The organism is Pseudoalteromonas sp. P1-26 (assembly GCF_001401795.1).
Taxonomy (GTDB): Bacteria; Pseudomonadota; Gammaproteobacteria; order Enterobacterales; family Alteromonadaceae; genus Pseudoalteromonas.
In genome coordinates this window covers 74,825-96,223 of sequence record NZ_LKDX01000012.1, presented here as the reverse complement: position 1 = coordinate 96,223, position 21,399 = coordinate 74,825, and the positions used below count along the sequence as shown (strand labels likewise).

Sequence of the window (21,399 nt, the reverse complement as noted above, 5' to 3'; positions counted from 1 at the left end):
GATCAAAGGATTAAAAAAGGAACTTTTTTAATCCTTTAGGATTGGAATTACTCTGGATTGACCGACTCAAACCTTGCCTCAAGCCAGGTATCATCTTGGCTAAAGGTCAGTGTTTTTACCTTTCCTTTGCCTTCAATATTTACCATATTCACTTGTGCTGGCCATAGGTCACGAAGTGCTCCGTTGCTCATACGAATGCCATGAATTCCCTCAGGTATCGTGACTTCTTGATAAACCCAAAAGAATTTACCATCAACTTGCGCACCCACATCTTTAAGTTCAAGTGGTTTGCCACCTAAAGTTTGTAGAGCAATATGTGACTCAACATAATCAGCAAAACGCTTTTGATCTTCTTTATTACTTAAGATATCAGCATTACCGTCAAACAAATGTTCAACGGCGTGTTCTGTATCATGTAAATAAAAACGATGCATCAGCTCTATGTTGTTAGTCCGTTTGTTAAATAACACGGTAGTCACAGACGCTTTTAACTGGTGCGCCATGCTTGGCGCACTCAGTAATAAAGCAAAAATAATGGCTGCAAAGCGCATTATTGTTGCTCCTGGGCATCTTTATCGTCGTCTTTTTTCAGCTCAGTTTTAATATCTTGCATGATATCGCGGCTAACTTTCGCTTTACTCTTCTCACGTTTGTACACTTCAATGCGTGATGGAATAATGCGACGCGGGTAGTTGTTGTTTTCTACATCAACATCCGCTGTTTCCCAGCGTGGATCGACTGTAACAGACACTAGGTTTTTACCTTTTTCTGTAACAATTAGCTTTTGTACATGCTTGTGGTTACGACGCCAGATTTCAGCCGGAATGTACTGTTCTTCTTTCGTACCATCTTCATAAGTAAGCTCAAGTAAGATAGGCATGACTAAGCCACCTAAGTTTGAGAACTCAAGTACGTAGTAGTTTTTATCTTCTTTGATTGCACGCTCAAACGTTTTACGTTCCCAAGGCTCTAAACCCTTAAGGAATTTGTTATACGCGTTGCGCTCTTTGTTAGTTACTGTGAAACGGTCGTTTTCGTCGTAGAAGTCAGTTACGTCGGGGTTTTCTTCAACCCACAATTTTTTGCCTTCTTCTTTATTCCGTTTTACGAATAACGGCATTGGCTTGTCAGCTTCGATATCACGTAAACGATTAAAGTCGATATCAGGGTTTTTGGTATCTAAACGAAGTTGGTAAACCTTGTCTAGAGAGATATCAACGTGATCTGTAGTGTAGAACCAACCACGCCAGAACCAATCAAGGTCAACACCTGATGCTTCTTCCATAGTGCGGAAGAAATCAGCAGGAGTAGGGCGCTTGTACTTCCAACGCTGTGCATATTCTTTAAATGCAAAGTCGAATAACTCACGGCCAAGGATCACTTCACGTAAAATGTTAAGTGCAGCAGCAGGCTTAGTATAAGCATTAGGGCCTAAACGTAATACGCTGTCTGACTGTGTCATAACCGGCACTTGGTTTTCAGACTTCATGTATGCAACAACATCGCGAGGCTCAACACCCCAAGGAATTGTGTGGTCCCATTCACGACCAGCAACACCATCTAAGAAGCTGTTAAGGCCTTCATCCATCCACGTCCATTGACGTTCATCAGAGTTAACCACCATAGGGAAGTAAATGTGACCTACTTCGTGGATAACAACGCCGATTAAGAAACGCTTTTCTGCTTGTGAGTAAGTACGTGTACCGTCGTCTTGTAGGTCAGTACGCGGGCCATTGAAGGTGATCATTGGATATTCCATACCACCTACAGGACCATTTACAGACTGAGCCACAGGGTAAGGGTAGTCAAACGAGAAGCGAGAATACACTTCCATTGTATGAACAACAGCTTCAGTAGAGTACTTTTTCCACAGGTCGCCACCTTCTTTCGGGTAGAAAGACATCGCCATTACTAACGGCTGATCTTTACCACCTTGATGATAGCCTTTTGCATCCCACATAAATTTACGTGAAGAAGCCCATGCAAAGTCACGTACATTTTCAGCTTTGAAGTGCCATGTTTTTGTTTTGTCTGTGCCTTCTTTCTCGTTTTCTAACGCTTCTTCTTCAGTCACGATGAAAACAGGGCGCTTAGCATCTTCAGCTTGCTCAAGACGCTTACGCTGTGTACTAGTCAGAACGCTGCTTGGGTTATCAAGCTTACCTGTTGCCGATACGATGTGATCAGCAGGTACTGTAATTTCTACATCATAATCACCAAACTCAAGCGTAAACTCACCGCTGCCTAAGAAAGCTTTGTTAGTCCAGGCTTCATAGTCAGTGTATGCAGCAAGACGAGGGAACCACTGCGCTAATAAGAAGATATCGTTACCATCTTCTTCAAAGTGCTCATAACCTGAACGTGCACCAACGGCGTCTTCTTCAACAATGTTAAAGGCGAAGTCCATGCTGAACTCAACGTCTTTACCCGGTTTAAGCGGCTCGTTTAAGTCGATACGCATTAAGGTATCTACTACAGTAACTTTAAGCTCTTTTCCGTCTTCGTCTTTAACATTGGCGATTTGATAACCCAGCTCGTTGTCGGCCATGAATTGCTGACGACGTAACTGACCTAGACTCAATTTAGTTGATTTTGGCTGAGGGTCACCTTGCAATGTTTTACCATTGAAAGTAGATGTCATTTCAGCAATTGAGTCAGATTTAAAGATATTTTGGTCTAGTTGTAACCAAAGATATTTTAAGGTGTGCGGCGAGTTATTTTTGTATTCGATAGTTTGGCTTGCTGTTAAGCGGCGTTTCTTTTCATCAAGCTTTACATCGATGTCGTAGTTTACTTGCTGTTGCCAATAATTTTCAGCGGGTGCCCCTGCGGCACTGCGGTAAACATTTGGGGTTGGGAGTGCTTCATCTAGCTGACGGAACTTGTCAACGAATGAGCCTTTAGTTTGCTCAACAGATGACGCCATCACAGCTGAAGATACTGCTAAAGGCAATACCAAAGCACTCAATTTGAGAACTGCTTTTTTCATTGTTAATCCTGTAATTAATTTGCCAGCGTACCATCGCAAACTGCTAACAAAGTTGCAATAAAATAACGATAAAGTGCGGGATTTTTCGGGTAGTATTCGATGTTTTAATGAAGACCTATTTTTCACAAAAAAATTGCCTTGATTAACACCATGTAAACCCCCTTTACAAAACACTGGTTAATTTTAGTTCAGCACTAATTCATCCCAAAGTATTACAGTTGATAAGTAGATACTCTGCTTAAATTCTAGTTAATGATGAAAGGGTGATTAGATGAAGTTTTATATTGTAAAAAAAGACTCTCGTTTAGCAGCCATTCCTGCTCAAGAATCAATTCTAAACGAGTACAAAGAACGCGGATTTGAATTTGTCGAAGTGATTGCAGCTTGTGATGAGTCAGATGCATTATCTCGCACGAACCCTAGTGTAAATGGGTCTAAAAAGTGGCTAATTTTCCCAACTGCACTGGTAATTTTATCCTTAATTACCATTATTTTTGCAATAAATTAAATTTTGCGACATTTGCTATTGAAATTTACTGCCATTTGTATTTAAAATCGCCCACTTTTTTGATTTTGGGGTCTGCGAAGCATGCATTTTAAACCCCAAAATGTTTGGTAATCAGCATAGAATTCGGTGAGCGTATGGATTTCTATATCCTAAAAAAACAACAAGAACTAATTGCAATTCCAGCGGACGAACAAAATTGTAAACAGTACCTAGATTCAGGGTATTTTTATATAGACAAAGTAGCGGCATGTAATGAAACAAATGCCCTTAAGATTTTACAAGCTAAGCAAACCAAAGCGCTTAAAGTACCTATGATAATGGCATTGTTAGCATTGCCTATGGTGGTTTTTGCTTGGTATAGCTTAAGTTAACAAACCAGGCTGGGCATCTTGGCTCAGCTTAGGTATATTGACGCTCTTAATAAATAATAAGAGCGTTTAATGAAAGTCCTTCATACATCTGATTGGCATTTAGGCCAACAATTCTACGAGCATTCCCGATTCGATGAGCATCAAGCATTTCTAGCTTGGTTAACCGATACGCTTGTGTCAGAACAGATCGACTTACTACTGGTTGCGGGTGACATTTATCATACGGCAACGCCACCTGCCAGCGCAGAAAACCAACTCTACCAATTTATTAAAACCACTAAGCAACATTGCCCCGACTTACACATAGTGATTATTGCTGGCAACCACGATTCAGCAAATCGTATTATGGCAGCAAAACCTTTATTGGCTCAGTTTGATACCCATGTTGTTGGCCGCTTTGATAGCAACGCTCCTCATGAAGTGGTCCTGCCAATCAGCACAAAAAATGGCGATGCGAATGTTGTTGCTATGCCATTTTTACGTAGCAGTGATTTAAGCAGTTATAACCGCCAACAAGAGCAACCGTTAAGTTACAACCAAGCAGTTGCCCTTGCCTACAAAGATGCATTGCAAGCAGCAAGCGAATTACCAAGCGCGCCATTAATTGCCATGGGCCACCTGCATGCAAAAGGTGGAGACATCTCATCTGATTCTGAACGCAATTTAGTCATTGGCGGTGAAGATGCGATATCGGCAAGCATATTTACTGATCAGCCTGATTATGTCGCGCTAGGGCATCTTCATAAAGCTCAGACCGTCGCGAAGAAAGAGACCATTCGCTACAGTGGCACGCCAATGCCGATGTCATTTTCTGAAAGACGCTATCAGCATCAAGTTGTGATAGTAGAGATTAGTGACTCAGGTACATCTGTAAACCCCCTTTACATTCCTAGCTTTTGTAAAGTCATGTTGCTACCAGAAAAAGACTGTGTGCCTCTGAACGAACTCTGTGAGCTTATAAAGCAACTCGATTTAACGGATGAAGATTTAGCGCCCTATCTGCGGGTTAAATTGAGCGCCCACGACACTGACACCACTTTCAGAGAACAAATAGAACAAGCCCTTGAAGGTAAGCAGGTTAAGTTTTGTGGCATTGAAAGAGTACGTCAGCAAAGCAACCAGCAAGACGATGAACAAACCCTATTTGAAGATGTATCGCAGATTGAAGCGCTAAACCCACATTCACTTTTAGAGCAAGCATTTGCAAACAATAAAGATATGGCAGGGCAGGCGGTGCCAAAAGAATTAGAAAGCTTACTAAGCCAAGTGATCGATGAGTTGAATGCAGAGGACCTACTATGAAAATTTTAGCGATTCGTGTTCATCAACTAGCCTCTATCTTAGACGCCGAAGTCGACTTTAGCGCTTCACCATTAAAAGAAGCAGGGTTGTTTGCCATCACCGGTGATACTGGCGCCGGTAAAAGCACATTACTCGATGCCATTTGCTTAGCGCTTTATAATAAAACCGCAAGGTTACGCGGCGATACAGGCAATAAAATTGACTTTAACGGCGACAATATAAAACTCAATGACTCGCGAAACTTATTACGCCGCGGGGCAGGGCAGGGCTATGCCGAAGTCGACTTTATTGGCCAAGATAAACAACAGTACCGAGCAAGGTTAAGCTTTAGCCGAGCGCGTAATAAAGCCGATGGCAAGTTACAACCTGCACAACATAGCCTGCACTCTTTACCTGATGAAACCCTAATCGCTGATAGGAGTGCTGCAGGTAAAGAAATCGAGCGTATTATTGGTTTGAGCTTTGAGCAATTCTCAAGAGCAGTACTTCTTGCGCAACATGAATTCGCGGCATTTTTAAAAGCAACAGGGGATGAGCGTGCGCAACTACTTGAATGCTTAACAGGTACCGATAAATTCAGCCGTATTGGTCAGCGAATTTTTGAACGCCATCGTGAGCAGCTGCAAGCATTAGAACAGTTAAAGTTAAGTTTAAGTAACTATCAGGTTTTAAGCCCTGAACAGGTCGAAACTAAACAAGCAGAACAAAAAGCGCTTGAGGCTAAACTTGCTGAGCTGCAAAAACAAATAAAACAATTTGAACAGTACCAAGGGTGGTATAAGCAAGCATCTCAGCAGCAGCAACAGCTAAACCAAGCTGAGCAAGCAAAGCAAGAATTACAGCAACAAATGCACGCGCTTGCTGAAAAAGCCACCGAAGCGAAACAAGCCCAGCAATGCCTAGAAATAAAAGATAACCGCGAACGCGTCACTTCGATTGCTGCTCAACATGGGCAACTTATTAAAAACCGTGAGCAGCTTTTAAATGTTGACCATGAAACACTGATCAAAGACGCTGAGCAAACACTTGAGAAGCAAACCGCGCAACTAAATCAAGCAAAGCAAGCACAAAAAGCCGCGCAGCCTATTATTAGCCAGGCCCGTGAGTTAGATAAGCAACTTGCCGTATTAAACCAGCAAGCAGCAGCGCAAAAATTACAAGCAGAGAAAGCAAAGCACCATCATCAAGAGCTGACTAATACACTAAATAGCCATAAAGCAGAGCAGCAAAAACAGCTCGATCAACAAGCACAAATAAATAGCTATTTAGAAACACATGCACAATGGCAACCATTAGCAAAAGACTGGTCATTCTTTAAAAGTGAGTTAACCCGCTTTAGCCAGCAACAGCACACAATTAGCCAATCACAGCAAAACATAAAAGCTCTTCAACCTAAGATTGATGAGCAGCAAACAGCCGCGCAGCAGTGTAAAACTCAATACCAAGCCCTTGAGCAAGAAATTAAGCGCCTAAATGAGCAAGATACCGCCTTTAAATCGAGTTTAAACACCCAATCAATGGCGGATATTGATGCGGGGCTTGAGGCGATTAAACACCTGATTGAAAAGCGCCAAGTGTGGCAAACTAATCAGCAGCAGTTAAAAAACTGGCAAACCCAGCTAAACACATTAAGCCAAACTGAGCAGCAACTACAAACGGCATTAAAAGATGCGCAGCAAGGGGCAGAGCAAGCACAGCAGCAGGTTTCGTTTTGTGAGCAAAACTTACAGCAAGTGCAGTTAAGAGCCAGTGAAGGGGTCAGCCAGTTACGTGCCACCTTAAAAGCAGGAGAGCCTTGTGCTGTATGCGGCTCAAAAGAGCACCCCTTTATGCATGAAGAAATGGTTAGTGAGCAATTTAGCCAGCTTATTAACGACTTTACCAACCAGCTAACTAACGCCAAACAGCATTTAAAAGCTCAGCAAGCATTACAGCAAACTAAAAGTAATGAGCTGGCGGCATGCAGCCAGCAGATAAGCTCGTTAAACGGGCAAGTATCAGAACTGAGCGCTCAACAACAGAGCCTCAAAGAAACCATGGCGGCGAATCGTACTGAGCTAAATGATTTAACCGAAGATCAGTTAAACGAGCGTCAGCAACAGCTCAGCTTGCAAAAACAGCAATACTACAAAACCCTCGAGCAGCAACAGCAGCTGCAAAACACGCTTGCGACTAAGCAAGCTGAGTATAATCAGCAAGGGCAAGCGCTACATAGCAAAGAGCAGCAGTTAAACGAATTACAGCAACAGCTGAATAATCAGCAAACACGTTTAAACGAGCTCAATGATGAGCATCAGCAGCTTTATACGACACTGAATCAACAGTTCACTAGTGCACCTTGGTGGCAGGCACTCAATACACAAAGCATTTCTTTAGAGAACATTGCAGAACACGTTGAAGCTTATCAAGCTTCGCTGCAAACGGCAGATGAGCTTAAAACTAGCTTAAAAGCCATTGAGCAGCACCTTGCACATGTAACGCCGCAGCTTAACGAAGCACATACCTCTTTAACTCAGTGCAACGAGCAACTAAGCCAAACTCAAAACGAACTCACGCAGATACAATCAAAGCGCGAGGGCTTATTTAGTGACGCAGCAATATCGGTAGATGAGTTTATTGCAGAGCTTGAAAAGTCGATAGATTCAGCGCAGCAGGCACTGCAACTTGCCCAGACAAACCATAGTAATGCAGTGAAGGCGCGTGACGAACAAGCCATTCAAATCGCCAATATTGAAGAACGTGAAAAAGAGCTCACCGCTGAGCAAGCAGCGCTTAATGAGCGATTTAGCCTGTGGTTTAACGATTTTAAAGCGCAGCACCCAAGCTTGGATGAGCAAGCAGTTAGTCAGCTATTAACGATAAACCACGCTGAAATAAAACAAACTCTGGCAGATTATCACACCGCCGAGAGTAGCTTAAAAGACGCAGAGGCGCTTTTAAAACAACGACAGCAGGCTTTGGCTCAGCATCAAAATGATAAGCCAGCTCTCGGTGAAGATGAGCTGCAATTACAGCTTAATCAAGCCACAGAGCAACAAGTACAAGCGAATAACGCATTATTGCAAGTTGCGACTGAGCTTAAAACCCATCAACAAAATAGCGAAGCGCTGGCTGATAAGCAAAAGCAATTGGTTGAACAGCAAAAAAGCTATGAGCACTGGCATTTACTCAATAAGGTGCTCGGGGATGCCAGCGGTAAAACCATGCGTAATTTAGCGCAAACACAAACTTTAAAAATACTGCTGCACTACGCGAATAGTCACTTACAGACACTAAATAAACGCTACAAATTAACAGCCATAGGGCAAACGCTCGATATCGCAATTATCGATAAAGACATGGCCGATGAGCAGCGCTCTGTTAATACGTTATCGGGCGGCGAGTCATTTTTAGTGTCGTTAGCACTGGCATTAGGGCTTGCTTCGTTGTCGTCGAATAAAGTGCAAATAAACTCTTTGTTTATCGACGAAGGGTTTGGTACGTTGGACAGTGAAACGTTAAGCATCGCGATGGATGCTCTTGATTCACTACAAGCACAAGGCCGCAAAGTAGGGGTTATTTCTCACGTATCAGAAATGACCGAACGTGTTGCCACGCAAGTGCATGTAGCGAAAAAACCAGGTGGTTATTCGACCATCTCAGTTATTTAAAGGATTAGCATGCCAACTTTTAATCACGAAGAAGCAAATCACTACGACGAACGCATTTTGCGCCTAGTTCCAGGTTATGAGCTATTACATCAAGCAACCGCAGCCCAATTAGCAACCACGCTGAGCGATGATGCGTGCATTTTAGTAGTTGGTGCCGGAACTGGTAAAGAAATCATCGAATTAGCGGCGCTAAAACCAAGCTGGCAATTTATTGCTCAAGATATTTCACAAGACATGCTCGATATTGCCGAGCAACAGTTTGGCCAGCATAACATTAGCGATCGCGTAACAGTACACTGCGGTGATATCAAGGACATCGACACTCAATGTGACGCCGCACTGTGTTTACTGGTAATGCACTTTGTTGAAGATAACGGCGATAAAAAAACGCTATTAAAAGCGATTCACAGCAAGCTTAAGAAATCGAGCGACTTATACATTGCCGATTTAATGCGCCCAGAAACCACTTTTGAGCGCGAATCTCAACTACAGCTGTGTACACAGTTAGGTTTAACCGAAGTCGGCGTAGAACGCATGCGCCACAACCTAGAGCACGAGTTTTACCCATTAGACCGAATTCGTTTTGCAGAGTTAATGAATGAAACCCGCTTCAGCACCCCAAAACAGTATTTTAAAGTGCTTGGTTTTGCAGGGTATGTGGTTGGGAGTTAGGAGTAACTAGAGCTGTGAGCTTTCAGCCGTCAGCTCTCAGGTTGAAACCAACAAGTTAGCGAGTTTCAAGGGGAAAGGGGAAAGTTAGCGAGCTACAAGTGGAAAAAGTAAAGTCACATCGCGTAGGCGCGAAATTTATTTCGCACGATGTTTTGTAAGTTAGCTAGAGCAGAGCGAAACCCAACAAGTTAGCGAGCTAAGAGGGCTGTCAGCTTTCAGCCGTCAGCTCTCAGATTGAAACCAACAAGTTAGCGAGCTACGAGGGGAAAGAGTAAAGCTACAACACGTAGGCGTGAAATTTATTTCGCGCGATGGCTTGTAGGTTGGGTAGAGCTCAGCGAAACCCAACAAGTTAGCGAGTTTCAAAGGGAAAGAGTAAAGTTACATCGCGTAGGCGTGAAATTTATTTCGCGCGATTTATGTTATTTAACTCTTTTAACTTGCTGATTTTACAGCTTAATAGTTTAGCAACTAATACCGCTATAATTTGAAATGGAATGAGAAAAAAGCCACCTACGAAGTAGGCTTGGATAAAGTGCTCACTGAATAGTCCTGGCACGATAAAATAGCCCATGAAAACAACATTTAGAAGCAATAGCACTAGAGCTTTTGAATTGGGGAATTTGCCTTTAAACAACAAGGCTATATTGATCACAAATATCAATGGAGTCGTTAAGTAAGTCAATACAAGTATTTCAGTTCCCATTTCCTGTTACCTAACGCTCAACTAAGAAGCAAAAAATAGCTGGCTATAATTGGCGATGAAGAGACACAAGCCAGCGGTTTTGTGTCCTTTTGAGTTACTTGTTAAGTAGCCGATTTCCACTGAGCTACAATGCTTTCATATTTTTTTTCGACCAACTCATTATCATCTGGACAAGAAAACAAGACAACTTGAAGCGCATTATAGGATTTTGGAAACGCTGAAAGTTCTTCCATTATACCCAGTGCTTCGGAGTCTGAGACCTCAGTTTTGTTGATGTATGAAAGAGAAGCAGCTTCAACGATGTCCTGCACTGGGCTGGCAAACGATTGCTTCCAATATTTATATATTTCCATATGCTTTGCTTGATCTAGTTTCTCCGAGGCAGGAACTCTGCATATTTCGTGAAGCACTAGAAAAGGCGCGTCTTCACCTATTTCAATTGATTGATCAATAATTTGCTTCCACTCCCATTCTTGATGGTAAGGAAACTTGCAATCAATACTGTAATAAAATTCTTTGTAGGTCATTTCAATGCCTTACTTTCCTTAGCTACCAAGCTCCAGTAGGGGCTACTTTTAAGCTTGGCTAAACATGTGTTACTGCCCCAACGAACCCGCAAGCGGTTTAAGTAGTTTGTTATATGACAATGCCTAAAGTTGCCTAGTTAAATAAAAAACTAGAAGTATTTCTAAGCCCATAAACAAGACACTCATAATAATGTCAAAAACCTTCCATACTGCGCCACACTTTGAATACTCAATGAGAACTCTTTGCTGATATGACGACGATAGAAAATATAGCCAGCCACGGTAGACCCACTTAAAACTGCTCCCAATTTCAGAAATAAACTCTAGCAATCAACAACTCCTGACACATAAACAGCATAAGTAAAATTTGGAAACTGTTCTTCCTGACATATAACGCCGTGTTAAGCAGCACAAAATCCTTGGCTAAAATTAGCGGTGAAGGAGCGTTAGCCAGGCTTTAGACATCCATTAATTAATGAGCTTTAATATGTACTTTAATCTTTATCTGTGGATAAGTAATAAAGTATTTGGAGATAAATCCATACTCCAATTAACCCAACTATTGAAGCAATGAATACGATAGAATTATCTTCGTAAGTTAGGCAAGCAACGCAAAAAAGTAATGAAGCTATGATCTTATACGTAATTTTAACTTTTACGCTAATTGAGTTTTTAATAGCTAGTTTAGTCTCAACACGTTGCATTAACTTTTTGAACATACTTTTATCTGGCAAGCGCTAAAACCTCCTCACCGTTAAAGTTAACACTTAATTGATTACAACCTTCAGATATTATTTGAACATCGACAAATGAATCTTGAGCTGCACTATACATTTTTGCATCCCAATTTGCTGAAGTTAAACCAGACTTAAGGCCTTTTAAAACTACTAACCCGACTGCTTTAACATTGTTATCATGAGAATGAACAGAGATTTCGCCTTTACTTAAGTCGACTAGCAATTTTGCTGGCTTAGTTGAATGTTTCCAAATACCAGAGATATCGCAGTCAGCTTGAACCTCTGTGGAATAAATTGAGGTTACTAAAAGAGAACTTAAAACTAAGAATCTGAGCATGAATATCCTTTGCATGTAACACCCGATTTGCGGGTGAAAATATGGGCTAAAATTAGTGACAAACGAGCGCAAGCCAAGCGTTCGTATCTATTTCAAGCTTCTTGTTAGGCGCTACTTTGAAAACACACCTTTTAGTAACTTACCATCAGCTAGGTCTATTGTGCATGTATAGCCTGCAAAATTATTTACGACAACCTGATTACCGTTTAAGTCTATACTTGTAAAGTTAACATAAGCATCTGTACTCTGAGTTGTAGGGTTTTCTGCTAGCCATAATACAGAGCCATCTAGATTTATACATTGGAAATTTTGTGCTACGGAATTTTGGGAAAACTCCATGTAGTCGAAAATAACTAAAATGCTCTGGTCTAACTCCTTGGCTTCCAAAATTGAGTATGGCAATTCAACAATATTTCCATTTATCTCGATTCTATTTTTATTAATCTGCATCATAGAGTATGCCTACTCCCCCATAAAGGGAGAAGGTGCTGCGCTATAATTGCGAAGCAGCGCCGTGTTTTTGTCTGAGTGGCCGAAGGAAACAAGTTCATACGGTTGTTATAAGTCACTTAATCCTGATCAAATTTCCATCATCAAACCCGACAGTAACAACAGGAACATGATTAAGAATGTTATCAGCGTTGTCAGCAATAATTTCAGAAATGGACTTTGAAACTAAATCTAATAAAGTTTCCCAACCAAGTTCGCTTGTACCGGGTAGCTCAAGATACCTATATTCTGGTACAAAATCTTCATTACATGCCCAATCATCATCTTCTGGATCGTATTCAAAAGAACCGATCAAATATGCTTGATAAACACTTCCAGTTTGAAACAATCCTATGTTTATTGCCTTAACCTCGGGACGATCACTTATCTGCTTAATCCATGCTTCAATTTCAGACTTCACTGCGATTCCTATGTGACTTTAATAGCGCGCGCTTCGCACATCTTTTTGTCGATATCACGCTCATATACTTAATAAATCTATTATTAACAAATAACGGAATGCATTGCTAACTGTAAATTTTTATTGGTACTAAATATATTCAGAAAGAAAAATGGCTCTACGCTGATTCTGATCATATTTGCAGGGTATGTGGTTGGGAGTTACCGAACCATGAACTATCGCGTGAAATAAGTTTCACACCTACGCGATGTAAAATCGCTGCTACCTCAAAACTCGCTAGCTGATGGTTTTGAATCTGAGAGCTGACGGCTGATAGCTGACAGCTCTTTTAACTCGCTAACTTTACTCTTGAAACTCACTAGCTTGCTGGGTTTCGCTCCGCTCTACCCAACATACGGGCCATAAACCATCGCGCGAAATAAATTTCACGCCTACGCGATGTAACTTTACTCTTTACTCTTGAAACTCGCTAGCTGATGTTTTTGAGTCTGAGAGCTGACGGCTGATAGCTGACAGCTCTTTTAACTCGCTAACTTTACTCTTGAAACTCGCTAACTTCCGAGAACCTAATACCCAGCGGCCTGTCCGTCTTTACGGGTTTCAGATGCGCCGTAATAAACGCCGGTTTTCGGGTCTTTCAATATTGCTTGATAACCACCGTATGGGCCAACGGCGTCTTGTAAGGTGTGACCTTTTTTCATTAACTCACGGCGGGTTTCCATTGAAAAACCTGACTCTAAGCTAACAAAACCGCCGTCTTCCATGATCTCACCGGTTGGCTGCGATGAACCTGTGTGCAGAATACGTGGTGCATCACCAGCTTCTTGCAGGTTCATGCCAAAATCAATCATGTTGATAAGTATTTGAGCGTGCATTTGTGGCTGTGTTGCGCCGCCCATTACGCCATAACTCATATATGGCTTACCATCTTTGGTAACAAACGCAGGAATGATTGTATGGAATGGTCGTTTGCCTGGCTCATATTGGTTCATGTGGCCTTTTTTAAGGGCGAACATTTCGCCACGGTTTTGCAATACAAAACCTAATTTTGCAGGTGTCATACCTGAGCCCATGCCACGGTAATTACTTTGAATAAGCGAAACCATGTTGCCGTCTTTGTCGGCGGTCGTCATATAAATAGTATCGCCTTCTACTGGGCCTGCGTGGTCACGTTTTGCAGCTTTGTTAGGGTCTATCAGTTTGCGTCTTTGGTCAGCATATTGCTGCGAAATAAGTGTTTGTACGGGAATGGTGTTAAATGCTGGATCGGCGTAATACTTTGCACGATCTGCAAACGCGAGTTTTTTCGCTTCAACAAAGGTGTGTACGTATTCAGGGCTATCAAAACCCATTGCTTTGATATCGTAACCTTCAAGAATATTCAGAATTTGCTGTGCAGCAATACCTTGGCCATTTGGTGGCAATTCCCAAAGCGTATATCCTCTATAATCGGCGCTCACAGGCTTAACCCATTCACTATGGTGGGCAGCTAAATCTTCATACGATAAGTAGCCGCCGTTTTCTTTCATATAGCGACCAATTTCTTTAGCAATATCGCCTTTGTAAAAGGCATCGCGGCCGCCTTTGGCAATTTTGCGATAGGTGTTTGCAAGGGCAGGGTTCTTAAAGATTTCCCCTTTTTCTGGCATTGCCCCATCAGGCATATAAACATCTTTAAAGCCTGGGTATTTACCTCGTGCAGCCACACTTTTTTGCATGTAATAAGCAATCAGTTCAGACACAGGGAAGCCATTTTCAGCATAGTCGATAGCTGGTTGGAGTAAGGCTTTCATTGGTGTTTTGCCAAACTTTTTATGTAACTCAAACCAACCATCTACTGCACCAGGTACCGACACAGGCAATGGCCCATAAGCAGGAATGTAGTCACCTTGTGCTTTTAAAGTATCAAAAAACAAGCTTTGTGGTGAACGACCAGAGGCATTTAAACCGTAAAGTTGCTTGCTTTTGTTATCCCAAACAATGGCAAATAAATCGCCACCAATTCCACACCCAGTCGGTTCAACCAGACCAAGCACTGCATTTGCCGCAATAGCTGCATCAATGGCATTACCACCGTCTTTTAATACTTGTAAGCCCACTTGCGTAGCCAACGGCTGTGATGTTGCAACCATACCTGATTGTGCGATGACTTCAGAACGACTAGCAAAGTTATGGCCTGTGATTCGATCGTAAGCTTGAGAGGCGCCTGTTGCGCCTAGGCATACTGCTAGCACTAAGCTTTTAAATAGTGGAGTTGGTTTCATAATTTTTTGCCCTTTTTGTTATTTTTATCACTATAAAAAGCAATTAAAGATGAGGCAATGGCTTTGCGTTCTAGCGCGAAAAATCACGATTGACTTCAAAAATAAGAAAAACAGCGGCTAACTTACCTAAAACCACTCCAATTTAGTAAATAGCAGAACCATTTAAGCACTGCTGTGCAACTGTCAATGTTTCGCCGTGAGAGTGCATATCCTCTGCTACAAACTGATCAACAAGAGAGTCAATCAGGTTTTCTTCCTTCATGGTATCGAGGGCGTGTTGCAGCTTAGTTACCACCTCTGGCGATGTGTTTTTGTTAAGTGCTAAGTAATTACCCACTAAGGCAGGATGCTTTAACTCAAATACCGGCGTGACTTGGTCTGGGCTCATACCTACATTCATCAACTGTGATGAAAGAGTGAGAGAGGAGCCAATCAGCAAGTCATGCTTGCCTTGCTTAAACATTTTTAGCTCTTCAAACTTTTTTGAGTAAGTTAAAAATTGCTGGCCTTCAGCAAGGTTAAAATCAGCAAGAACTGTTTGATAAACATCACCACGAGATACGCCAATGGTGTAGTTTTGCAACGACTGTGTACTTGTCACTTTAATGTCGTTACGGTTATTTAAACGGTATAAACATGAATGCCCAGATACCAAAGGACCAACCCAGTAAAATTGAGTTTCTCGCTTTGCGGTGCGTGAAGTAGAATAAATTCCAGCATTGGGTTGGGCGAGTGTTAGTGACATTGCGCGCTTCCAAGGCAATACACTAAACGTACAGCTCAACTTGGCTCTTTCACACAAAGATTCCATGATTTTGGTGTTAATACCGGTGAGTTGATTGTGCTGCACAAAGTTATAGGGAGGGAATACTTCGGTGTATAAAGTCAATTGTTCAGCACTCGCCATGGCAGTGCTGGCAGTGAATAAACTCACTATTGTTAAATGCTTAAACATCGCTCTTAACTCCAGTTGTTGCAGGTTATTCTGGTTTAACAATTCGACTTAACTGCTTTTGCAGTGTATTTAAACAAAAAGGCTTAATAATAAAACCGTTCACTTTTGCTGTGATCATCTCGCTTACTGTTTGTTTACTGTCTTCGCAGGTTACCATCAATACAGGTAAATCACTTAGGACTGGGTTTTCGCGAATATGATTAAGCAAACATTTGCCATCCATTTTCGGCATATGCAAATCAGTAATCACCAGATCAAAGCAGTGTTTTTCGAGTAAATCAAACGCTTGAGCGCCATCTGTCGCCTCCGTTATATCCTTATATTCAAGCCTACGCAACATGTTTATCAACACGTGGCGCATAAGTGGCATATCGTCGACGACCAATATTTTCATCTAGAGTACTATTAAGTTTTACAGTATTTAAAGCTTAGTTTGCTAACTCAATAACGCAATAAACCAGAAACTAAGAAAAAATATCTGCAACTAGCTGGCTAAGTCGTGCAATTTTAATGTTGCTCAACTGGCGGTAATCAAAATAGGGGCAAACAATCACTTTATCAGATTTACTAATAGCAAATTCATCATCAAGCCATATTAATTGGCAATCCAAAAACCCGTCATTTATAAGCTGCTTAGCATGGGTTCGCCCTGCAATTATATGTAATTGCTCTGGTTTGCCTAATATCGGTGGGCTAAACAGTAATGCAGTTTGGCTATGTACTTGCAGTAGTTGTCCATCGCGAAAGCTCTGCCAATCAGCCGCTCTTTTAGCAAAATCATAACATTCACTTGGTAGTGCAAAAAGTACTTTGCCATACACATTAAAAACTTTGCGCCAACCATTGCCACATGCTTGGTTTATTTCGTTTATTTGGCCGGGTTGCATTGCATGTAAATGGTCAAGTTGTTGCCAAGCAGGCATCGGCGGGCGCTTTTCTAAATAAACAGCGACTTTAAACTCCTCATCACCAAAACCTTGCAGTGGCCCACTATTATCGATACTCATGACTTTTTAGCGAGGATTCTGTCTAAGTTATTTGCAAAGTTTTGGCGGTCAGCTTGGCTTAACGGCGGAGGGCCACCGGCCATTTCAACGCCACTTGAGCGCATTGTTTCCATAAAATCACGAACGTTTAAACGTGAGCGAATATTTTCGGTCGTATATAACTCACCGCGCGGATTAAGCGCTTGTGCGCCTTTTTCGATAACTTCAGCTGCTAAAGGAATATCACCGGTGATCACCAAATCATTTGGCTCGATACGTTTAACGATTTCGTTGTCGGCAATATCAAAACCAGAAGATACCTGTAAACGGCTAATATACTTTGAAGGGGGTACTCGCATCGCATGGTTCGCCACTAATGTGGTAAAGGTTTGCGTGCGCTCTGCGGCACGAAATAATATTTCTTTAATAACGACGGGGCAGGCGTCTGCATCAACCCAAATCTTCATGCTGTTCTCAATCTTTAATTTTAGACATTAATAGTTTACCGTAATTGAACTAAATTAGTGCTATTAACGTATTAATTTGTTTAATTTTTTAGAGGGAGTAAAAACGTGCAAACATCATTAAAGTTAATCGGGGTTTTATGCATCACAGCCATTTTATCTGCGTGTACAGGCGTGCCAGACAACATCAAACCTGTCGATAATTTTGAGTTAAACAAATACACAGGGACCTGGTACGAAATTGCACGTTTAGATCATTCATTTGAACGCGGCCTTGAAGGCATTACCGCTGAATACTCTATTAACCCTGATGGCAGTGTAAAAGTTATCAATAAAGGTTACAGCGCTGAAGATAAAGAATGGCAGCAAGCTGAAGGTAAAGCGAAGTTTGCAGAGCAACAAGACATAGGTCATCTAGAGGTATCATTCTTTGGGCCATTCTATAGCTCATATGTAGTGTTTGAATTAGATAAGCAAGACTATCAATACGCTTATATTACTGGCTATAACAAAGAGTATTTATGGTTTTTGTCGCGCACTCCTAACGTTACAGAACAGCAAATGCAGGACTTTATAAACACAGCAAAACAATATGGTTTTAAAACAGACGAGCTTATTTATGTTGACCATGAGAGCTTGTAAAGGGGCTTTACAACTGTCTTTAAACTATCACGAATGTGCAACACAACTGTAATGGATACTAGGCAAACTTAGCGTCGTTAATTTGAAACAACATGTGATCCCCCAATTTAATCCCCTGCTTGGGTAGGCATTGCCTACCCATTTTTTTTACTATTTGCTCAATTAAGCATTATTGCAAATTGGTATCAGATCAGTTTTTTACTAACTACACTACAAAATCATCACCGAAAAGCCACTCAACAGCAAAACAGACATAGTTAATACACTGACATGCTTTACCCATGAAACAGTAAAACTGTATAAAATCATGAGCATAAGTACACTTAAAGCCATATAACCGCAAAATAGCAATGCGCCGTACCCAGCATCTGACAGCACGCAAAGCACCAAACTTAGTAAAATACTGATCCAGCCGCTGAATAAAAAGCTACTTCGCTGTTTTTCGGTTAATTTCTTTTTAAATACATCACGAAAGTGATTGAATTTTGCAAGAGCAAAACAATTAAACCCAAAAAAGCAGAGACTAAATTGCAGTAACTCCATCATCCTTGTTGCTCCTTTAACAGCTTGTTTTTATTTAATTTAGTCTTATTTGTAGCGGTTTTATGCCTAGGTATTTTTTTGCTTTGTAGTAAAAACAGCAGCCCAGCACAAATAAACGCACTATCAATACCGAATAAGTCCCACTGCTGAGTTAGTAAATATGTGATCCAATTGCCATCTGTTGTCAGCGCATTTACCACAGGTACTAATAAACAAGCAGCAGCGTTAAGCCATGCACAATAGCGCCAATGATGTTTTTCTATAATACTCACAGCCGGAAGCGCAACCGCAAGCCAAGTTAAGAAAAACACGAGTATTTCTTTATCGGCACGCCCAGCTAACTCTAAAGGCAATAAACGATTAGCAATGAAGAACGCTGAAGTTGCTAGCGGTAAGCCCATTAAAGTTATTAAATTAAGACTTTCAACAAGCTTTAAACCAAAGCTTGGTTTTTGCTCTGCTTTGAGCCTCTCGCGTAAGCGCCTTGCCCACATGATGCAGCCTGTAGCTATCATTGCACAGCCAGCTACGCCACAGAAAAAATACAACCAACGCAGCAACGGCTCGGCTAAACGACCGCTATGCAATGCCGTCATTGAGTCATAAAACTGCGCCGAAGCGCTCCAATCTTCCCCAGAACTCGCTTCAAGCTCACCTGTTACACCACTAAATAAGTAGCGTGGTCCGTTATCTACAACCTCTTTGCCAGTTGCCAAATAAACCACTATTTGTGAGGTCGCTGTATTGGCATTTCTAACAAACACGTAGCTAATGTCGGCATTCGGTGACTTAGTATAAATCTGATCTAACACATCTTTGATTGCCACCATAGGGCGCTGCTCTTCACTGGGCTTTGCACGTTTATTAATAGGCAATGCCTCATCAAACAATTGCCTTAAGCCATTTTCATATACAGTCTCGGCAGGATAGGGGAACAGCATAAATATCAGCGTGATAATCCCCGTGTAGGTGATCATGATATGAAATGGCAGTGCCAGCACTGACGAAACATTGTGTGCATCGAGCCAGCTTCGGCTGCCTTTGTTTGCTCTAAAGCTAAACATATCTTTAAAAATACGTTTGTGGATCACGATGCCTGTTATAAGCGCTACCAACATAAATAATGAGGCTAAACAAACAATTATCCGTGCAGTAAATACATCTATGTAATGTAAATCAAAGTGTAAGCGATAGAAAAAGTTACCCCCCTTAGTTTCCCGAGGTTCGGGTAATTGCTCTAAGGTATTAGGGTCTAGATGTGTATAGTTGAAAGGTGCTCGGCGCTGGCCTGGCTGTTTAGGCTCAGCATACCCATAGCTTAAAACAGGGTTACGTGGCTCAGGTAAGTTTATCCGCCAAGATAATGAATTAGGTGCCTGTTGCTGTAATTGCGCAAACACATAATTAATTTGCTCGGCTTGAGACTGAACCCGTTGTGCTTGATGCTGCACATAGTGCGTTTCAGGCTTGGCCCAAATAGTGATTTCATCTTTAAAAAAGCTGATGGTGCCAGCAAAAAAGATTAAGAACAGTAACCAGCATACCAGCAAGCCAACCCAGGTATGAAGCCAAGTCATTGAGCGGAAAAAGCTCTCTTTCATAACCAATCCTTAATCAATGAAAGGGCCAGCAATTGCCCACCAGTTGTTAGTAAAATAGTGATCCAAACAGTCTTTAAAGACTTAACTGCAAACACCCAAATAAATACACAACAGTAAAAAAATACCGATAGAGTCGTGGTTAACAGCACGCTGTCGAGTTTATTAAGTGGTAATAACACAGCTAGTAATGAAATAAGCACACTGGTAAAGGCGTAACCACCAATGATGGCTGCAACGAAACGCAAAAACACAGCAACACGATAAGATAGGCTTACAGAGCGCTTTTTAGCTGTATTTTTAGGGCGATTGGTAGTCACTGCATCTAATGATTGAGAATGCATGATAATCCCTTAAAAAATAACACGAGAAGAAAACCCCGTATTATATCGTCGACAAACAGAAAAGATAGTAGTTATCATTTGCATGCACGTATTAAATAATGAAACACAACCAACTAAATCGATCTGTTAGTAAAATAATGATCTGCTAGCTTTGTTCTGTGCAATATCATATGGTGTTAAGTAAATAAAAAGGGAGCTGCAATGAAAACAATAGGCTTAATCGGTGGCATGAGTTGGGAGTCTACACAAAGTTACTACCAGCTTTTAAATCAAGGTGTTAAAAACAAACTTGGGGGGCTGCATAGTGCCAAGATAGTACTCGTTAGCCTCGATTTTGCCGAAATAGCTGTGCTTCAACAGCAACAAGATTGGCCACAGATGGCCGAGATACTGATTAAAGCCGCTAAGCAAGTTGAAGCCGCTGGCGCTGATTATTTATTAATTTGTACCAACACAATGCATAAACTCGCTGAGCAAGTACAAGCAACTGTTACAATTCCTTTGTTACACATTGCAGATGCAGTTGGTGAAAACCTGATCCAACATAACTTTAAAAAAGTGGCTTTGTTGGGCACCCAGTTCACTATGGAACAAGACTTTTACAAGCAACGCCTAGCTGATAAATTCGCCATAGATGTGTTAATTCCTGATACACAGGGGCGTGAAACAGTGCATCGTGTGATTTATGATGAACTATGTAAAGGCATCATCAGCCCAGAATCTAAAGCTGAGTATTTAACCATTATTGATGATCTAACTCAGCAAGGTGCTGAAGCCATTATTCTTGGTTGCACCGAAATAGCGCTGTTAGTTCAACAATCAGATACATCTGTTCCATTACTTGATAGTACAACACTTCATTGCGCTATGGCGCTTGAGAATAGTTTAAATTAG

The 21,399-nt window shown here is 41.5% G+C and carries 21 protein-coding genes; 7 read left to right on the top strand and 14 right to left on the bottom strand.

Annotation, left to right across the window (positions count from 1 at the left end; genetic code table 11):
• Nucleotides 1–47 precede the first annotated feature (47 nt).
• Nucleotides 48–551 (bottom strand): DUF6702 family protein, encoded by a 504-nt coding sequence (locus tag AN394_RS08575; RefSeq protein ID WP_055021252.1) that lies wholly within the window; start codon nt 549–551, stop codon nt 48–50.
• Nucleotides 551–2,989 carry a M1 family metallopeptidase gene (locus AN394_RS08570; protein WP_055021251.1) on the bottom strand — a complete coding sequence of 813 codons (2,439 nt, stop codon included), beginning with the start codon at nt 2,987–2,989 and terminating at the stop codon, nt 551–553. The genes AN394_RS08575 and AN394_RS08570 overlap by 1 nt, the downstream gene beginning before the upstream one ends.
• Nucleotides 2,990–3,260: 271 nt before the next feature.
• On the opposite strand from AN394_RS08570, the gene AN394_RS08565 reads away from it, so the two are divergent.
• The 5 genes from AN394_RS08565 to AN394_RS08545 all read left to right on the top strand — a co-directional run bounded on the left by AN394_RS08565 (nt 3,261) and on the right by AN394_RS08545 (nt 9,492).
• Nucleotides 3,261–3,497, top strand: a complete 237-nt coding sequence (locus AN394_RS08565) for a hypothetical protein (protein WP_055021250.1) — start codon at nt 3,261–3,263, stop codon at nt 3,495–3,497.
• A gap of 134 nt (nt 3,498–3,631) precedes the next feature.
• On the top strand, nt 3,632–3,868 hold the full coding sequence (locus AN394_RS08560) for a hypothetical protein (RefSeq protein ID WP_054553375.1): 237 nt from the start codon (nt 3,632–3,634) through the stop codon (nt 3,866–3,868).
• 69 nt (nt 3,869–3,937) lie between these two features.
• Entirely contained in the window at nt 3,938–5,170 is a 1,233-nt protein-coding gene (locus tag AN394_RS08555; protein WP_055021249.1) for an exonuclease SbcCD subunit D C-terminal domain-containing protein, read from the top strand.
• Nucleotides 5,167–8,820 (top strand): SbcC/MukB-like Walker B domain-containing protein, encoded by a 3,654-nt coding sequence (locus AN394_RS08550; protein WP_055021248.1) that lies wholly within the window; start codon nt 5,167–5,169, stop codon nt 8,818–8,820. Before AN394_RS08555 ends, AN394_RS08550 begins: the two co-directional genes overlap by 4 nt.
• Nucleotides 8,821–8,829: 9 nt before the next feature.
• The gene (locus tag AN394_RS08545; RefSeq protein WP_054563147.1) at nt 8,830–9,492 is read left to right on the top strand and encodes a class I SAM-dependent methyltransferase; all 663 of its coding nucleotides are present in this window, start codon (nt 8,830–8,832) and stop codon (nt 9,490–9,492) included.
• Nucleotides 9,493–10,299: 807 nt separating this feature from the next.
• Here the strand turns inward: AN394_RS08545 and AN394_RS08535 are convergent.
• The 9 genes from AN394_RS08535 to AN394_RS08490 all read right to left on the bottom strand — a co-directional run bounded on the left by AN394_RS08535 (nt 10,300) and on the right by AN394_RS08490 (nt 17,381).
• The gene (locus tag AN394_RS08535) at nt 10,300–10,725 is read right to left on the bottom strand and encodes a hypothetical protein (RefSeq protein ID WP_055021246.1); all 426 of its coding nucleotides are present in this window, start codon (nt 10,723–10,725) and stop codon (nt 10,300–10,302) included.
• Nucleotides 10,726–11,448: 723 nt separating this feature from the next.
• Nucleotides 11,449–11,799 carry a hypothetical protein gene (locus AN394_RS08525; protein WP_055021244.1) on the bottom strand — a complete coding sequence of 117 codons (351 nt, stop codon included), beginning with the start codon at nt 11,797–11,799 and terminating at the stop codon, nt 11,449–11,451.
• Nucleotides 11,800–11,910: 111 nt separating this feature from the next.
• Entirely contained in the window at nt 11,911–12,252 is a 342-nt protein-coding gene (locus AN394_RS08520; RefSeq protein ID WP_055021243.1) for a hypothetical protein, read from the bottom strand.
• Nucleotides 12,253–12,364: 112 nt separating this feature from the next.
• Nucleotides 12,365–12,709, bottom strand: coding sequence for a hypothetical protein (locus tag AN394_RS08515; RefSeq protein ID WP_055021242.1), 345 nt, complete (start codon nt 12,707–12,709; stop codon nt 12,365–12,367).
• Between the two features lie 566 nt (nt 12,710–13,275).
• Nucleotides 13,276–14,973, bottom strand: coding sequence for a gamma-glutamyltransferase (gene ggt / locus AN394_RS08510; RefSeq protein ID WP_082422963.1), 1,698 nt, complete (start codon nt 14,971–14,973; stop codon nt 13,276–13,278).
• Between the two features lie 142 nt (nt 14,974–15,115).
• Nucleotides 15,116–15,928, bottom strand: a complete 813-nt coding sequence (locus AN394_RS08505; protein WP_150114722.1) for an ABC transporter substrate-binding protein — start codon at nt 15,926–15,928, stop codon at nt 15,116–15,118.
• A gap of 25 nt (nt 15,929–15,953) precedes the next feature.
• Nucleotides 15,954–16,322 (bottom strand): response regulator, encoded by a 369-nt coding sequence (locus tag AN394_RS08500; RefSeq protein WP_055021240.1) that lies wholly within the window; start codon nt 16,320–16,322, stop codon nt 15,954–15,956.
• Between the two features lie 70 nt (nt 16,323–16,392).
• Nucleotides 16,393–16,935, bottom strand: coding sequence for a DUF6942 family protein (locus AN394_RS08495; RefSeq protein ID WP_055021239.1), 543 nt, complete (start codon nt 16,933–16,935; stop codon nt 16,393–16,395).
• Nucleotides 16,932–17,381, bottom strand: coding sequence for a YaiI/YqxD family protein (locus AN394_RS08490; RefSeq protein WP_054563136.1), 450 nt, complete (start codon nt 17,379–17,381; stop codon nt 16,932–16,934). Before AN394_RS08490 ends, AN394_RS08495 begins: the two co-directional genes overlap by 4 nt.
• Nucleotides 17,382–17,486: 105 nt before the next feature.
• Between AN394_RS08490 and AN394_RS08485 the strand changes: the two genes are divergently transcribed.
• The gene (locus AN394_RS08485) at nt 17,487–18,020 is read left to right on the top strand and encodes a lipocalin family protein (protein WP_054563135.1); all 534 of its coding nucleotides are present in this window, start codon (nt 17,487–17,489) and stop codon (nt 18,018–18,020) included.
• Nucleotides 18,021–18,230: 210 nt separating this feature from the next.
• Here the strand turns inward: AN394_RS08485 and AN394_RS08480 are convergent, their stop codons facing one another.
• Genes AN394_RS08480 through AN394_RS08470 form a run of 3 tightly spaced genes read right to left on the bottom strand, consistent with a single transcriptional unit; the run spans nt 18,231 to nt 20,505 of the window.
• Complete coding sequence (locus AN394_RS08480; RefSeq protein ID WP_054563134.1) at nt 18,231–18,566, bottom strand: DUF3325 domain-containing protein; 336 nt, start codon at nt 18,564–18,566, stop codon at nt 18,231–18,233.
• Nucleotides 18,563–20,164 carry a PepSY domain-containing protein gene (locus AN394_RS08475; protein WP_054563133.1) on the bottom strand — a complete coding sequence of 534 codons (1,602 nt, stop codon included), beginning with the start codon at nt 20,162–20,164 and terminating at the stop codon, nt 18,563–18,565. Before AN394_RS08475 ends, AN394_RS08480 begins: the two co-directional genes overlap by 4 nt.
• A complete protein-coding gene (locus tag AN394_RS08470; RefSeq protein WP_206004023.1) occupies nt 20,161–20,505 on the bottom strand; it encodes a hypothetical protein in 345 nt (114 codons plus the stop codon). The genes AN394_RS08475 and AN394_RS08470 overlap by 4 nt, the downstream gene beginning before the upstream one ends.
• Nucleotides 20,506–20,706: 201 nt before the next feature.
• Between AN394_RS08470 and AN394_RS08465 the strand changes: the two genes are divergently transcribed.
• Nucleotides 20,707–21,399 carry an aspartate/glutamate racemase family protein gene (locus tag AN394_RS08465; protein ID WP_054563132.1) on the top strand — a complete coding sequence of 231 codons (693 nt, stop codon included), beginning with the start codon at nt 20,707–20,709 and terminating at the stop codon, nt 21,397–21,399.

Bases quoted from the DNA above. Each gene is read 5' to 3' on its own strand.
- AN394_RS08505 (WP_150114722.1), bottom strand. From the start codon at position 15,928: ATGTTTAAGCATTTAACAATAGTGAGTTTATTCACTGCCAGCACTGCC.
- AN394_RS08470 (WP_206004023.1), bottom strand. From the start codon at position 20,505: ATGCATTCTCAATCATTAGATGCAGTGACTACCAATCGCCCTAAAAAT.
- AN394_RS08555 (WP_055021249.1), top strand. From the start codon at position 3,938: ATGAAAGTCCTTCATACATCTGATTGGCATTTAGGCCAACAATTCTAC.
- AN394_RS08545 (WP_054563147.1), top strand. From the start codon at position 8,830: ATGCCAACTTTTAATCACGAAGAAGCAAATCACTACGACGAACGCATT.
- AN394_RS08570 (WP_055021251.1), bottom strand. From the start codon at position 2,989: ATGAAAAAAGCAGTTCTCAAATTGAGTGCTTTGGTATTGCCTTTAGCA.
- AN394_RS08465 (WP_054563132.1), top strand. From the start codon at position 20,707: ATGAAAACAATAGGCTTAATCGGTGGCATGAGTTGGGAGTCTACACAA.
- ggt (WP_082422963.1), bottom strand. From the start codon at position 14,973: ATGAAACCAACTCCACTATTTAAAAGCTTAGTGCTAGCAGTATGCCTA.
- AN394_RS08550 (WP_055021248.1), top strand. From the start codon at position 5,167: ATGAAAATTTTAGCGATTCGTGTTCATCAACTAGCCTCTATCTTAGAC.
- AN394_RS08560 (WP_054553375.1), top strand. From the start codon at position 3,632: ATGGATTTCTATATCCTAAAAAAACAACAAGAACTAATTGCAATTCCA.
- AN394_RS08520 (WP_055021243.1), bottom strand. From the start codon at position 12,252: ATGATGCAGATTAATAAAAATAGAATCGAGATAAATGGAAATATTGTT.
- AN394_RS08480 (WP_054563134.1), bottom strand. From the start codon at position 18,566: ATGATGGAGTTACTGCAATTTAGTCTCTGCTTTTTTGGGTTTAATTGT.
- AN394_RS08495 (WP_055021239.1), bottom strand. From the start codon at position 16,935: ATGAGTATCGATAATAGTGGGCCACTGCAAGGTTTTGGTGATGAGGAG.
- AN394_RS08475 (WP_054563133.1), bottom strand. From the start codon at position 20,164: ATGAAAGAGAGCTTTTTCCGCTCAATGACTTGGCTTCATACCTGGGTT.
- AN394_RS08525 (WP_055021244.1), bottom strand. From the start codon at position 11,799: ATGCTCAGATTCTTAGTTTTAAGTTCTCTTTTAGTAACCTCAATTTAT.
- AN394_RS08535 (WP_055021246.1), bottom strand. From the start codon at position 10,725: ATGACCTACAAAGAATTTTATTACAGTATTGATTGCAAGTTTCCTTAC.
- AN394_RS08490 (WP_054563136.1), bottom strand. From the start codon at position 17,381: ATGAAGATTTGGGTTGATGCAGACGCCTGCCCCGTCGTTATTAAAGAA.
- AN394_RS08565 (WP_055021250.1), top strand. From the start codon at position 3,261: ATGAAGTTTTATATTGTAAAAAAAGACTCTCGTTTAGCAGCCATTCCT.
- AN394_RS08500 (WP_055021240.1), bottom strand. From the start codon at position 16,322: ATGAAAATATTGGTCGTCGACGATATGCCACTTATGCGCCACGTGTTG.
- AN394_RS08575 (WP_055021252.1), bottom strand. From the start codon at position 551: ATGCGCTTTGCAGCCATTATTTTTGCTTTATTACTGAGTGCGCCAAGC.